General features: G+C 69.0%; 13 protein-coding genes. 4 read left to right on the top strand and 9 right to left on the bottom strand.

Features of this window, described 5'->3' with window-relative positions; genetic code table 11:
* Window positions 1-94: 94 nt before the first annotated feature.
* The gene (locus ACFC14_RS12880; protein WP_376105052.1) at window positions 95-769 is read left to right on the top strand and encodes a YcnI family protein; all 675 of its coding nucleotides are present in this window, start codon (window positions 95-97) and stop codon (window positions 767-769) included.
* A gap of 96 nt (window positions 770-865) precedes the next feature.
* Window positions 866-2,488, top strand: a complete 1,623-nt coding sequence (locus ACFC14_RS12875; RefSeq protein ID WP_376105049.1) for a Mur ligase family protein — start codon at window positions 866-868, stop codon at window positions 2,486-2,488.
* Window positions 2,489-2,528: 40 nt separating this feature from the next.
* Here the strand turns inward: ACFC14_RS12875 and dxr are convergent, their stop codons facing one another.
* Window positions 2,529-3,611, bottom strand: coding sequence for a 1-deoxy-D-xylulose-5-phosphate reductoisomerase (gene dxr / locus ACFC14_RS12870; RefSeq protein WP_376105046.1), 1,083 nt, complete (start codon window positions 3,609-3,611; stop codon window positions 2,529-2,531).
* Between the two features lie 37 nt (window positions 3,612-3,648).
* Complete coding sequence (locus tag ACFC14_RS12865) at window positions 3,649-4,605, bottom strand: FKBP-type peptidyl-prolyl cis-trans isomerase (RefSeq protein WP_376105043.1); 957 nt, start codon at window positions 4,603-4,605, stop codon at window positions 3,649-3,651.
* Between the two features lie 123 nt (window positions 4,606-4,728).
* Here ACFC14_RS12865 and ACFC14_RS12860 point away from each other — a divergent pair, with 123 nt between their 5' ends.
* Window positions 4,729-5,529, top strand: a complete 801-nt coding sequence (locus ACFC14_RS12860) for a lysophospholipid acyltransferase family protein (RefSeq protein ID WP_376105040.1) — start codon at window positions 4,729-4,731, stop codon at window positions 5,527-5,529.
* Between the two features lie 18 nt (window positions 5,530-5,547).
* Here the strand turns inward: ACFC14_RS12860 and ACFC14_RS12855 are convergent, their stop codons facing one another.
* Window positions 5,548-6,042, bottom strand: coding sequence for an OsmC family protein (locus ACFC14_RS12855; protein WP_376105037.1), 495 nt, complete (start codon window positions 6,040-6,042; stop codon window positions 5,548-5,550).
* Between the two features lie 68 nt (window positions 6,043-6,110).
* On the opposite strand from ACFC14_RS12855, the gene ACFC14_RS12850 reads away from it, so the two are divergent.
* A complete protein-coding gene (locus tag ACFC14_RS12850) occupies window positions 6,111-7,106 on the top strand; it encodes an asparaginase (protein ID WP_376105035.1) in 996 nt (331 codons plus the stop codon).
* A gap of 36 nt (window positions 7,107-7,142) precedes the next feature.
* On the opposite strand, the gene ACFC14_RS12845 is transcribed toward ACFC14_RS12850, so the two are convergent.
* From ACFC14_RS12845 to ACFC14_RS12820, 6 genes are all read right to left on the bottom strand, one after another.
* Window positions 7,143-9,893, bottom strand: coding sequence for an FtsK/SpoIIIE domain-containing protein (locus tag ACFC14_RS12845; protein WP_376105032.1), 2,751 nt, complete (start codon window positions 9,891-9,893; stop codon window positions 7,143-7,145).
* Window positions 9,894-9,950: 57 nt separating this feature from the next.
* Entirely contained in the window at window positions 9,951-10,748 is a 798-nt protein-coding gene (locus ACFC14_RS12840; protein WP_376105029.1) for a PP2C family protein-serine/threonine phosphatase, read from the bottom strand.
* 81 nt (window positions 10,749-10,829) lie between these two features.
* On the bottom strand, window positions 10,830-11,813 hold the full coding sequence (locus ACFC14_RS12835; protein ID WP_376105026.1) for an aldo/keto reductase: 984 nt from the start codon (window positions 11,811-11,813) through the stop codon (window positions 10,830-10,832).
* A gap of 89 nt (window positions 11,814-11,902) precedes the next feature.
* Entirely contained in the window at window positions 11,903-12,745 is an 843-nt protein-coding gene (locus ACFC14_RS12830; RefSeq protein WP_376105023.1) for a large exoprotein, read from the bottom strand.
* Window positions 12,746-12,807: 62 nt separating this feature from the next.
* Window positions 12,808-13,554: a YaaA family protein gene (locus ACFC14_RS12825; protein WP_376105020.1), complete on the bottom strand. Its 747-nt coding sequence runs from the start codon at window positions 13,552-13,554 to the stop codon at window positions 12,808-12,810.
* Window positions 13,555-13,631: 77 nt separating this feature from the next.
* Entirely contained in the window at window positions 13,632-13,892 is a 261-nt protein-coding gene (locus tag ACFC14_RS12820) for a F0F1 ATP synthase subunit epsilon (protein WP_136043248.1), read from the bottom strand.
* Window position 13,893 lies beyond the last annotated feature (1 nt).

The following is a 13,893-nucleotide window of genomic DNA, read 5'->3' as shown; positions in this document are numbered from 1 at the left end:
TCCGTCGCACCGGAGTTCGCCGCATTCCTCGCGGCACCATCCCTTCGCCGGGTGCGCCGTCGCGCGCCCGCTTTTCGAGCCTCAGGAGTTTTTCATGTCCCGTACCACCCGTGCCCGACGCCCCGCCCTCGCCACCGCCGGCGTCCTCGGCGGCGTCGTCCTCGCCCTGGCCGTCCCGTCCATGGCAGGCGCACACGTCGGGGTCAGCCCCGACGAACTCACCGCCGGCGACCATGGCGTGCTCACCTTCTCGTTCTCGCACGGATGCGAGAACTCCCCCACCACCGCCCTCCGCATCACGATGCCGGAGGGTCTCGCATCCGTGGCGCCGACGATGGACGGCGACTGGAACATCGCGGTCGAGCGCGGCGATGACGGTCTCGTGAGCGCCGTGACCTACACGGCACTCACCCCCGTGCCGAACGACCTCCGCGGAGCGGTGAGCATGTCGGTCGGCCTCGACGAGAGCACGCCCGAAACGCTGGCGTTCCCTGTCGTGCAGGAGTGCGTCGACGGCAAGACCGAATGGACACAGCTCGCCGAGAACGGTGAGGACCCGCACAGCCTGGACGCGCCGGCGCCGGTGGTCTCCGTCACCGCTGCCGCGGCCGATGGCCACGGCGATCATGACGCCGCCGACTCCTCCGAGGCGACCGCGGCGACGCCGACCTCGACCGATCCGCTGGGGATCGCGCTCGGAGCCGGCGGACTCGTCGCCGGCATCGCGGCGCTGATCGTCGCGATCCTCGCATACCGTCGCCGCGCCTGACGCCGGGCCACGACTCCTCGTGCGCCGCACTCGCGGCGCGCGAGGAGTCGTGCCGCAGAGGTGTTCACCGTGCCGCCGTGAGATCATGGATCCGACATGTCGATTGAACAACAACCGAGCCTGCCTCCCGTGCTCCGCCCCGCGAACCCGCCCCGGCGTGAGCTGTCCGAACTCGCTTCCCGTTTCGCCCGCAGTGTGCGCGGCGACACCGACGGGGTCGCCCTCTCCGGCATCACCCTCGCCACGGCGGATCTCCGCCCGGGTGAGGCGTTCGTCGCGATCCAGGGCGTCAATCGGCACGGGGCGGACTTCGCCGTCGCCGCTGCCGAGAAGGGCGCCGTCGCCGTCATCACCGACGAGCCCGGCGCCGCGATCGCCGAGGCGGCGGGACTGCCGATCCTCGTGGTCGACGATCCTCGCGCGGTGCTCGGCGACCTGAGCGCCTGGGTGTACGGCACTGGCGCGGATGACCCGCTTCCGCTGCTCTTCGCGACGACGGGGACGAACGGGAAGACCAGCGTCTCGCACCTGCTCGAGGGCATCCTCGACCAGATCGGCGTCGTCACCGGACTCTCCTCGACCGCTGAACGTCACATCGCCGGCGAGGTCATCGTCTCGCGGCTGACGACGCCCGAGGCTTCCGAGATGCACGCGCTGCTGGCGCTGATGCGAGAGCGCGAGGTCGAAGCCGTCGCCGTCGAGGTCAGCGCACAGGCCCTGTCGCGTCACCGTGTCGACGGCATCCGATTCGACGTCGCCGGCTTCACCAACCTCAGCCACGACCACCTCGACGACTACGCCGACATGGAGGAGTACTTCGAGGCGAAGCTCCCGCTCTTCCGGCCGGACCGCGCCAAGCGCGGCGTCATCTGCCTCGACTCGCCGTCCGGCACGGTCGTGGTCGACCGCTCTGAGATCCCCGTCGTCACGGTGGGAACGCCCTCCATCGCCGCAGACCCGGAGGCCGCGGGCGCCGCGGACTGGGTCGTCGTCATCGACGACGAACGTGCGGCGGGCACGACCTTCACGATGACCGGCCCCGCCGGCTCACTCACGACCACCGTCCCGGTGATCGGTCCGCACATGGCCGCGAACGCCGCGCTCGCGATCGTGATGCTGCTCGAGGGCGGCTACGACTGGCAGCGCATCGTCGACGCTCTCGCCCGCGACGAGGGCATCCGCGCCTACCTCCCCGGTCGCACGCAGCTCGTGTCCGGTGAACGCGGCCCGGCGGTGTTCGTCGACTTCGGCCACTCCCCCGACGCCTTCGAGAAGACTCTCGCCGCGGTGCGCCGCGTGACGCCGGGCAAGGTACTGATGCTCTTCGGCGCCGACGGCGACCGTGACGCGAGCAAGCGGTTCGACATGGCGCGCACTGCCGTCGAGGGAAGCGACATCCTCGTCGTCACCGACCATCACCCCCGGTTCGAAGATCCGGCCTCCATTCGCGCGACCCTCATCGAGGGCGCGCGCACGGCAAGACCGGATGCCGAGATCCACGAGGCCTCTCCGCCCGAGAACGCGATCGTCACCGCGGTCGGACTCGTGGGCGACGGCGACGCGATCCTCTGGGCGGGGCCCGGCCACCAGGACTACCGCGACATCCGCGGGGTGCGTACGCCCTATTCGGCGCGCGAGCTGGCCCGCAGGGCTCTCCTCGCCGCAGGCTGGCCGGTTCCCGAACCCCGCTGGCCCGTCCCATACCCCGACGAGGACTGATCCGGTCGGCCGGGGCGGCAGAAGCTGCTCCGGGTTCCGCTCAGCTCACCGCGATCATCCGATCTGCGGTCGTGCGCGCCCAGGATTCGGCCGCGGCGAGAGTCTCGACGGTCAGCGCGTCGGGCGCGTCATGAGCATCGACGACACGCGCGATCGTGTCGACGATGCCGAGGAACGACAGCCGGCCCTCGTGGAAGGCATCGACAGCCTGCTCGTTCGCCGCGTTGTAGACGGCGGGGAAGGTGCCACCGGCCCGACCGACGGCCTTCGCCAGCGCGACCGATGGAAAGGCCTCGCCGTCGAGCGGTTCGAAGGTCCACGACGACGCCGTGGTCCAGTCGAGCGGTCGTCCGACGCCCCCGACGCGGTGCGGCCAGTCCAGTCCGAGTGAGATCGGAAGTCGCATGTCGGGCGGAGATGCCTGGGCGATGGTGGACCCGTCGATGAACTCGACCATCGAATGCACGATGGACTGCGGATGCACGACGACCTCGATGTCGTCGTAGGCGACGTCGAACAGCAGGTGCGCCTCGATGACCTCGAGCCCCTTGTTCACGAGCGTGGCCGAGTTCGTGGTGACCATGCGCCCCATGTCCCACGTCGGGTGCGCAAGGGCCTCCGCAGGGGTGACGTCGTTCAGTTCTGCGCGGGTACGGCCTCGGAACGGGCCGCCGGATGCTGTCACGACGAGCCGACGCACCTCCGCGTGGGTGCCGGCGAGCAGGGCCTGCGCCAGCGCGGAGTGCTCGGAGTCCACCGGGACGATCTGTCCGGGGGCGGCGGCGGCGAGCACCAGATCCCCACCGACGATCAAAGATTCCTTGTTGGCCAGGGCGAGCGTGCGTCCCGCCTTCAGTGCCGCGAGGGTCGATCCGAGTCCGATCGAGCCGGTGATCGCGTTGAGCACGACATCGGCTTCGACGTCTCGGACGAGTTGCTCGGCCTGGTCGGCGCCGAGCGCGGTGTCCTCGACCTGGAACTGCGCAGCCTGCTCTCCCAGCATCTCGGCGTTGGAACCGGCGGCGAGACCGACCAGTTCGAACCGACGAGGATTCGCACGGATGACATCCAGCGCCTGGGTGCCGATGGAGCCGGTGGAGCCGAGGACGATGATGCGACGCATGACGCCAGCCTAGGACACGTCCTCGACCCTGCTGCGGCTACTGCTGGACGGGCGTGGTGGCGAGGATGTCGACGACGAAGACGAGGCTCTCCTTCTGGAGTTCGTGTCCTTCGCTGGCACCGTAGCCGTCCGACGGCGGCATGACGACGACGACCTGAGAGCCGACCTTCTGTCCTTCGAGCGCCTTCTGGAAACCGGCGACCACACCCGTGGTCTGGAATTGGGTGGGCGCGGCGTCGCGGCTCCAGCTGGAGTCGAACTCCTCGCCGTCAGACCATTTGACGCCGAGGTACTGGACGACAACGAGGTCACCGGAGCCGACTGTGGCCCCATCACCCTGCTTGAGGACGGCGACCTTCGTCTCGGTCGGCGCATCCCCGTCCGGGATCTTGACGGAGGGCTTGCCGTTGTCATCGAGCTTGACGGTCGGCATGCCCGGGGTCGGGTCGACGTCCTTGCCGGTCGCCACCTCGGGGAGCTGCTCGACAGCCTCGGCGTACACGACCTTGGCGGTACCACCCTCGCCGAAGACCTTTCCGGGGAGCGCGAGAACCACCTGCGTGCCGAGAGGCTGGCACTCGAGGGCGGCGATGAACAGCGACGCACTGTTCTGGTCGAGCAGGACGGAGGCTTCTCCTCCCTCGCTGCGAGCAGAAGAGTCGACGACCTCACCCGTCGCCGCGTCGACGATCTGGAACTTCACACCCACGAGGTCGTTCGCGACGACCTCGTCACCATCTCCCTCGGAGATGATCGTTCGCTCGACGTCGGCGAACGGCGCGTCTGCGGGCACGGTGACCTTCGCGTCGACGCCTTCTCCTTCGACGACGACCGCGTCGGACGTCTCACCCGGCTTCGCGTCCAGCAAGCACTCACTCGAAGCGGTCGGGCTCGGCGTGCCGGAGCTCGACGGCGCGGAGCTGCCGGAGCAGCCCGCCAGCAGCAGGGTCGCCGCGGCGACGGTGGACAGAACGATGAGCGGACGCTTGCGCACAGTGAGACCTCGGGATCGCGGGTGGGAACCTCCATCCTGCCGCATACCCCTTTGCCCCCGCTGGGAGGCGCGGCGCAACCCTTCATTCCCACGCAGGCATGGATCCGGGAGTAACCTGCTCTGATGACCTCTGAGCAGTCCGTCGAGCCCGAATCCTCGTCAGAAGAGGAATCCTCGTCGTCAGATGAGACTGCCAAGCCACGTCACGCCGGGTTCGCCTACACGCTCGGCCGCAGCCTCATCACCCCGCTCGCCCGGCTCGTGTACCGGCCGAAGATCGAGGGCCGCGAGAACGTTCCGCTGACCGGGCCCGTCATCTTCGCCAGCAACCATCTGTCCTTCATCGACTCGATCGCGATCCCCGTCGCTGCTCCTCGACCCGTGCACTTCCTCGCCAAATCGACGTATTTCGAAGGCACCGGGTTCCAGGGCTGGATGAGCAAGACCTTCTTCGAGTCGATCGGCGCCATCCCCGTTCGCCGGGGAGCGGGCCAAGCAGCCCTGGATGCTCTCGACCTGCAGCGGCAGCTCCTCGACGAGGGACTCGCCGTCGCGCTCTACCCCGAGGGCACACGATCCACGGACGGTCGCCTGTACAAGGGGCGTACCGGGGTCGCGTTCCTCGCGCTCCAGACCGGCGCCCCCGTCGTGCCGGTCGGGCTGATCGGAACAGATAAGGTGATGCCCGTCGGCGCGAAGATGCCGACGCTCAAGGAGCGCATCACCGTCCGGTTCGGCGAACCGCTGGACCTGTCACCGCACGGACCAGCGACCAGCGGGCGCGCGCGTCGCCTCGCGACCGACGAGATCATGGCCGCGATCCACGGCCTCTCCGGTCAGGAGCTCGCAGGGGCGTACAACGAGGCTCCCGCGCAGGGCACGATCGAGAAGATCAAGCAGGCCCTGCCCCACGAGCGCCGCTGACGCCTGCGCCGCTCCGAATCAGTCGACCGCGCGGACGGTCGCCTCGTGGCGCACGGGGAAGTTCATCGAGTTCGCGATGAAGCACCATCCGTTCGCCTGCGCGTGGGCGCGCTCGGCCGCCTCGATCATCGATGCATCCGCGACGACGACCTCGGGGCGCAGCATCACCTCGACGAACGAACCACCGCCCTTGCCGTCTTCGCGCATCATCCCGCTCGCCTCGTCGCGGTAGGAGACGACGACCACACCGGCTGTCACGCAGGCATGCAGGTACGAGAGCAGATGGCACTCGGAGAGCGACGCGAGCAGGAGGTCTTCCGGATTCCAACGCGAGGGATCGCCGCGGAAGGGCTTGTCGGCCGAGGCGAGCAGCTCCGGCTTGCCGTCGACTTCGATGGTCACCTCGCGGCGGTAGTCCCGGTAGCCCGAGGTGCCCGTACCGGTGTTTCCGGTCCAGACCGAGGTGAGCGCATAGTGATGTTCGCCGAGGGCGCGGGGGGTCGACTCTGCCATGTCCTCAAGTCTGCCAGGGGCCGCCGACCCGAGGTGAGCGATCGCGTGCCCGGCGCTAGAGTTGACGGGTGCTGGAGACTCTCACCGTTCAGGATTCCGTGGAACTCGCCGTCGTCGAACGGAGCGGATTCGTCGAATCCCGTCATGCGGGCGCAGCGATCGTACTCTCATCCGACGGCGACATCGTCGCCCGCCACGGCAACGCCGACGCGCTGATCCTGCCCCGCTCGAGCCTCAAGCCCCTGCAGGCGGTGGCATGCATCACCGCGGGTGCGGTGCTCGAAGGCGAACAGCTCGCGATCTCCACGGCGAGCCATATCGGTACCGACCGGCACGCATCCGTGGTTCGCGACATCCTCACCGAGGGCGGGCTGACCGAGGACGACCTGGCGTGCCCGGCGTCGTGGCCGAGTGACTCGGCGACGCGCGATGAACTCGTCCGTGAGCACGGCGAGCCGGCGCGCGTGCGCATGAACTGCTCCGGAAAGCACGCCGCGATGCTGCGCGCGTGCGTGGCGACCGGTTGGCCGACCGACGGCTACCTCGACCCGTCGCATCCGCTTCAGGTGCACATCCGCGATGTCGTCGAGCGCCTCACGGGCGAGAAGGTCGCCCACACGGCTGTCGACGGGTGCGGAGCGCCGGTCCACGCCATGACCCTCACCGCCCTCGCGCGGGGCATCCACCGCATCGGCACGGCATCGGACCGCTCGCCTTTCGCCCTTCATCGCGTCGCCGGTTCGCTGGTGCGGGCAGTGCGGGAGAGCCCCTGGACGATCGAGGGCCCCGGCCGCCCCGACACGATCGCGATCGAGAAGCTCGGGGTCTTCACAAAGCACGGCGCCGAGGGCGTCATGGTGATGGTCGCCCCGAACGGCACGACCGTCGCGTTGAAGATGCTGGACGGTGCGACGCGCGCTTCGACGATCGTGGCGGCGACGCTCCTCGAGCGCGCAGGGGGCCTGACCGGCGCGGAGGTCGCGACGCTGGCGGACGCACTCCCTCTCACGATTTCGGGAGGCGGCTCGATCGTCGGTGCGATCCGGCCCGGCGCCGGAATCTGACGCACCGGTTCTTTCCCGCTGCGCCGATCGCGCTGCTCAACACGGAGACAACCCGCGAAGGATGACGCGCCTCGGCGCTCCGGCACCGCGCAACGACCAGGCACGTCCCGCATGGGGGCGAGCGTAGGGCGGGAGCTCCCGCACGCCGGCGAGCTGGCGGAGATCGGCGTGCTGCTCTACTCGGATCAGCACCTCACCCTCCGCGCGGATGCGCTGCCACAAAGACCAATTACGCTGCCACGCCTCCGCTTCTCCCACGACGATGCACGAACGGCCCGGTTGTGTCGGCTCCGCTCCGGCGACGATCACCTCGGACTCCTGATGCGCCTCCCGCAGGGTCGATGCCACCGAAGCGGCTCCCGTACTCACGACGGCGGTAATGGCGCACGACGGCACCCAGACAGCATGCGCGCCGGCCACAGGTGTGATCCCCGCGTCTTCGGGGACCCATGCCAACTGCACCTCGCGATCGCCGATGCGGGCGCGTCCGGGAGATCGGTCGCGGATGAACGACGATGCCTCTCCCCCTGCCGCGAGATGCTCCACTCTGCTCGACAGGCGGAGCAGTGCTCGTCGCGGCAGGGCGTCGAGCATCCGTCCCAGGGGTCCCGCTGCCCTGGTCGCCGTGAGCACGAAGGTCGTGTCAGCGCGGGCGCGGACGAGCATCTCCCACCATTGCGCCCACTGCTGACCGTACTCGGGCGGCAGAGTAGAGAGCAGCCCGTCGATGTCGTCGCCGAGGACGAGGGAAGGCATCCGTCCTGTCTCGATCGCCCACCCCTCGAGGAGGTCCCACGCCGCCTCTGCGTCGTGTGGCATCCACACCGCATCCGGGCGTTGCGCAGCCAGTGCTCGTAATGCGGTGGAGCGGCCCGACCCCGGCGCGCCCAGCAGCACGATTCCTCGATCCTGCCCGCAGTGCAAGAGTTCGAGCGGTTGGGCTTGGCGCTCCGGATCGTCGGCACGACCGAGCACGATCACATCCGGAGCCAGGCTGGTGGACGTGACGAGGTCGGCGAGGGCGATCCGTCGGGGAAGCGCGGGGAGCCAGGGGCTGCGGGGCCCGTCCGCTGCCGCCCAGCGTTGCCCGACCGCTCGCAGATCGGCCGGCCCCGTCAGAGCGATGCGCATCGCCGACGGCTCGGAATCGGCCGGACGACGGACGAGTGCGAGGCCCCGCGAATGCGCGCCGCCGGGAAGCTCGGCCGCGGCGTCCGTCCCGATCATGAGCCTGCTGTCTGCGGCGTCACCGACGCGCAGGCTGACGCGGAGCGGACAGTTGGCCGCCAGCGCATCCCGTACGACCCCGGCCGCGCGCTGCGTGCCGAGGATCAGGTGCATGCCCAGCGCGCGGCCCCGGGCGGCGACGTCGGTGAAGACGGCCCCCAGGTCGGGATGCTCCGCCAGCAGTGCCGCGAACTCGTCCACGACGATGACCAACCGCGGCATCCCGACCTCTCGTACATCCCGCGCGCCTGCGTCGGCGAGAACACCCTCCCTTCGCCGCAGCTCGGCGGTGAGGCTCGAGACTCCGCGTCGGGCACCGTCCTCATCGAGATCCGTGATGACTGCTGCGACCTGCCGCAGTTCGCGCAACGGCTCGAACGCGGTCCCCCCTTTGAAGTCGGCGAGCACGAATGTCACTCGGTCCGGCCCGTTGGCAGCGGCGATGGCCGTGACCCAACTGACCAGAAGCTCGCTCTTGCCCGTGCCTGTCGTTCCGGTGACGATGGCATGCGGCCCGTCCTCGACGATGTCGACCACCATCTGCCCCCGCTCGGTCCGGCCGATCGCCGCGGCCAGACCATCGATGCGCTGCGGGTCGGGCGTCGGTTGCTCGAGTTCGTGCAGAGCGACGAAGTCCGGAAGCACGTCGAGCTCGACGCCCGCCGCTGCGTGCTCACGGGCGATGAGGGACGCCTGCTCGAGCGAGACGCACTCCACCGCGATGACAGCGGTGCCCTGCGGAGTGCGCAGGCGGGACCGTCCCGGTTCCACCACGTCGATCACCGTGGTGATCCCCTCCGGAACTTCGGCGTCGGCTGGAGCCAGCCAGATCAGGGCATCTGCGTCGATCCGGATCGCTGCGCCCGAGCCGATGCCGACCCTGAAACCGCCCCTGCGTGCGCGCCGCGCGTGCGGGAGGGCGTCGAGCCCGCAATCTCGGACCTCTGTGCCGACGAGGGAGAGCTGCGCTGCGCTGAACCGAAGGCTCAGCTGCAGCACGAGCGCGCGTGCCGCGGCCATGATCATCGGCCGCGCACCTCGAAGACACACCCCTCCGCCCAACGGCACCACGATCGGGGCGCCCTCGAGGACTCCGCATCGCTCGCGGAAGTCCCGACCGCGACCGTCTTCGCCTCCGCTGCATCGTATTCCGCTCGGCGAGCTCCCGGTGCCGACCACGAGCGATGTCAGGGAGTCCGGCGGCTGTGCACCACGCAGAGGAGGCTGCGCGAGGCTCGCAGCCGTGTCAGGGTGCCGCAGCCACCTGTCCTCGCGCTCTTCCTGGTGACGGAGCTCGAGCTCGGCCTCGGCGGTCGCCCAGTCCTGCTCGGACCGTGCGGCGTCACGCCGACGTTCGCGTCGCCGGTTTCGAGCAGCGTCGACGAGCGATGCCACGATCATCAAGGGCCCCAGGGCCGCGAAGCACAGCGCGAACACCGAACCGGTGATCAGCGACAGCACCACACCTCCGGCCACCGGGACGATCGCCGCCATGAACGGTACGGGGGCACGACGAGAGGGTGCGGAAGCCGTCGGGAGCACGATCGAATGGGGTTCCATGCGTCCAGTGGATCGCATTCCCCTCGACGTGACGGCGCTGTCCACAGCGCCGAGCGGCTACTCTGCGGTGTCCTCGATTGGGGAGGACGAGTCGTCCTCGTCTTCGACCTGCACGATGATGAGCGTCACGTTGTCACGCCCGCCGTTCTCGAGCGCGGCGGCGAGCATCGCCTCCACGCTGCGGCTCGGATCGTGGTGCTCCCGGAGGAAGTGCTGGATCCCATAGTCTGTGAGCTCTTTGGTGAGCCCGTCGGAGCAGATGACGAACCGGTCGCCCGCACGCACATCGATCGTGACGTAGTCCGGCGCCGTGAGCTCGCTCGCTCCCACGGCCCTCGTGATCACGTTGCTGTACGGGTGCCCCTCCGCCTCTTCCGGGCTGAGCTTGCCCGCGGTGATCAGCTCCTGCACCACGGAATGATCCGTCGTGACCTGGACGAGTCGGTCATCGCGAAGAAGGTAGACGCGGGAGTCTCCGATGTTCAGAGCCACCCACCGGGCTTCGTCACCGTCGACGACGAAGAAGACACCGGTGAGCGTGGTTCCGGTGCCCTCGTCGGTCGTGTCGGGGTGATCGGCGATGTCACTCACCGCACGTTCGAGCGCCTGCTCGATGGCCGGAGCGTTGACGTCCCCCGCGGAGACCACGGCCTGGAGTCGCTCCACCGTGCTGCGACTCGCGATCTCTCCACCGGCGTGACCGCCCATGCCGTCTGCGACGACGAACAGCGGGAACTCGGCCAGGAACGCATCCTGGTTGGTCTCCCGGCGACGACCGAGATCGGTGACCCCCGCCCAGGAGAGCAGCAGCGGGCGCTGCGCAACCGTGACGCGATGCGTCTTCGTCTCAGCCACGTGCTGCCTCCGATGGATCTGCGACGGGTCGGGCGTCCGCAGGATACTCACACATCGTAGTAGAACTCCCCCGCACTGCGATCACACTCGGGCACCCGGGTCGGCCGGCAGAGGGAACAGTTCGTCGATGATCTTCTCGTCCGCGGCGCTCGGACGCCACGAATCTCCCGCCGCCGCGTTCGCCTCGACCTGCTCCGGCGTCGTCGCGCCGGCGATCACGCTGGAGACCGCCGGCCGGGCGAGAAGCCAGCCGAACGACGCTTCCAACATCGTGATGCCACGCTCGTCGCAGAAGGCGCGGAACGCGTCGATGGCCGCCCATGGCGCGTTCTCCCACACATGGCGACGCGCGGACATGATCGGGCTGGACGCCGGCCCGCCCTCGCGGGTGAACTTGCCTGTGAGGAGTCCGTTGTGCAGCGGGAAGTACGGAAAAAAGCCCAGTTCATACCTCTCCACGGCCGGCAGCACCTCGCGTTCGGCTGCGCGCGCGAGCAGCGAATAGTGGTTCTGCGCGGAGACGAACCTGCCGGAAGATCGCGCGCGGGATGTGAACTCCGCCTCGGCGATCTGCCATCCGGTGAAGTTCGAGTGCCCGTAGTAGCGGATCTTGCCTTCACGCACGAGCTCATCGAGCGCATCCGTCGTCTCGGCGATCGGCGTCTCCGGGTCTGGCAGATGCAGCTGGTAGAGGTCGATCCAGTCGGTGCGGAGCCGCCGAAGCGACTCCTCGACCGCCCGCCGCACGTAGCGGCGAGAACCACGAGCCGCAGGGAACTCGTAGCCCATGTCCCGTTCCTGCCCGAACTTCGTGGCGAGGACCACGCGGTCTCGTCGCCCCTCGAGAGCCTCGCCCATCAGGGTCTCGCTGGCCCCCGCGACTGCACCGTACATGTCAGCGGTATCGAGGAACGTGATCCCGTTGGCGAGTGCCGCATCGATCACCTCGCGGGTTCCGGAGAGAGTCTCTGTCACCGTCCCCGCGCGCCCGAAGTTGTTGCAGCCGAGGCCGGTGGAGGACACGAGAAGACCGGACGCGCCCACTCGGCGCTGAGACAAGACCATGTCCTCCACGTTAGCGGGCACGTCGGAGTGACGACCAGCCAGAACAGCACAGAGCCCCCGATCGAAATCGAGGGCTCTGTGTCAGAAGATCACGCCGGGGGCTGAGTGGGATCGCTCGGCGGTGCCGGCGGAGCGGCGGGCGGTGCCGGCGGGGCAGCGGGCGGTGCCGTGGGCGGTGCAGGCGGAGCGGTCGGCGGAGCTGCCGGCGGTGCCGGCGGTGCCGGCGGAGTGGTCGGCGGAACGGGCGGGACCGGCGCACCCGTGGCCGGGGCGGCGGGCCCCGCAGGCGGTGCGTAGCCGGGCTGGGCGGGCGGTGCGTAGCCCTGCGGCGCCGGAGGCGCGTAGCCCTGCGGCGCACCGTAACCAGGAGCGGCGGCGGCAGGCCGGGGCTGGACCGGGATGCCCTGCCAGACCGTGTTGTCGCCGAGGAATCCGTTGTTCGCCCACGGTGCGGGGACGATGTTCGGGTTCCAGCGCGACTTGTCGAAAGCGTTGATGCCGAGCCAGATCAGCGCACCGATGCCGGGGATCAGCCCGAGGAGGATCCAGACGGCATCCTTCTGCAGCTTGAGACCCACGCGCCAGGCGACGATCACGATGACAGCGACGTAGGCGATCCAGGAGATGTAGTTGAGGATCGGGATGACGTTGATCACGATGGCGCCGAGCATCACCCACGGCGACACGTCGCCGAGCTTCGCAAGGATCATGGCGTTGTACACGGGAACCCACGCCCGCCACTTGCCTTCGACGCCGGCCTTCTCGAAGATCTTCATCAGGAACAGCGACGAGAGTACGTATCCCGCGATCGCGAAGATGAAGCCGAAGACGATCAGGATGCCGAAAACGGCCAACGAGCCTGTGTCGTAATAGTCGTACATGGTCCCCTCCGGATCCAGTATTCGGCGCAGGTCGCGCCGCGTGACAACCATAGCGGGGACACCATAGGCGAGCAAAGACCCACGCGGGTCCGTTCATACGCGGACTTGTGCCGTCACTCGTGGACGACCATCTCCAGGACTCCTGCTTGCTGAGCGTCGCGCAGCACAATGCCGCGGCCGTCGGCCCAGCGGCGAAGGGAACGCAGCGATCCGACGCGCGGCCGTTCCTCCGCGAGAGCACGCACGAGCAGCCCCTTGGACCTCTTGTTGAAGTGGTTCAGCGCCCGCCCATGCTCTGTGACGACCCTCACATACGCGGACGGCACAGTGTCCGGAACAGGACCCAGCGCCACGTACGCCTCGCTGCGCAGATCGAGCACGAACGAGGTTGACGCCTCCGCGATCGCTGCTGAAGTGGGGTCCGCCCAGTGCTTGCGCAACGCCGGGACACCCGGGAGGGAGGTCCCCGCGGCAAGCCGATAGGTCGGCACCGCGTCCAGAGCACCGATGGGCCCGAGAGGAGCGCTGTGGATCCAGACGTGCTCCCCCAGCCATCGGCGCGATGCCGCGGAGAGGCTGGCCGCATCCAGGGCATCGAAGAGCACGCCCGTGTAGCGATCGACCGCCGGCATCGTGGGCGCCGTCCGCAGGTCGCGGTTGTGCGCGATCTCGCCCATCTGGCGTTCACTCAGCTTGAGCACGCGGCGCGACGCCTCCTCGTCGGCCGCGAGGTCGACGAGAGCGTCCAGCACCGCGGATCGATGCGCGCTCAGCGATGGCAGCGTGAGAGAGGTGATGTCGAGCGGGGCGTCGTGACCGCCCTCACGTTTCGTCTCCGACGGCGGAAGCAGGATCTTCATGGAACCTCGGTGGAAGCAGACGCGTCCGCCCCGGGACCCGAACGGGTACCGAGGCGGACGTGTCGAAACGAGTACTGCTAGGCGATGAGAGCCGCGTTGCCGGCAACGATCGTCAGGGTGTTCCCCTCCATGGAGAGGAACCCGTCCTGGGCGTTGGCCAGCACTTTGGTGCCATCCGACTGCGTGATGCGGACCTGGCCCTCAGCGAGGATCGCCAGCACCGGCTCGTGGCCGGTCATGAAGCCGATCTCACCCTCGACGGTCTTGGCGACCACGAGGCTCGCCTCTCCCGTCCAGACCTCCGCATCCGCGGAGACGAGGCTGACATTCAACGCCATG

The sequence above is a fragment of the Microbacterium sp. NPDC055988 genome, from assembly GCF_042269505.1.
GTDB lineage: Bacteria > Actinomycetota > Actinomycetes > Actinomycetales > Microbacteriaceae > Microbacterium.
The sequence above is the reverse complement of the archived record's forward strand: the minus strand, read 5'-3'. Positions and strand labels throughout refer to the sequence as shown.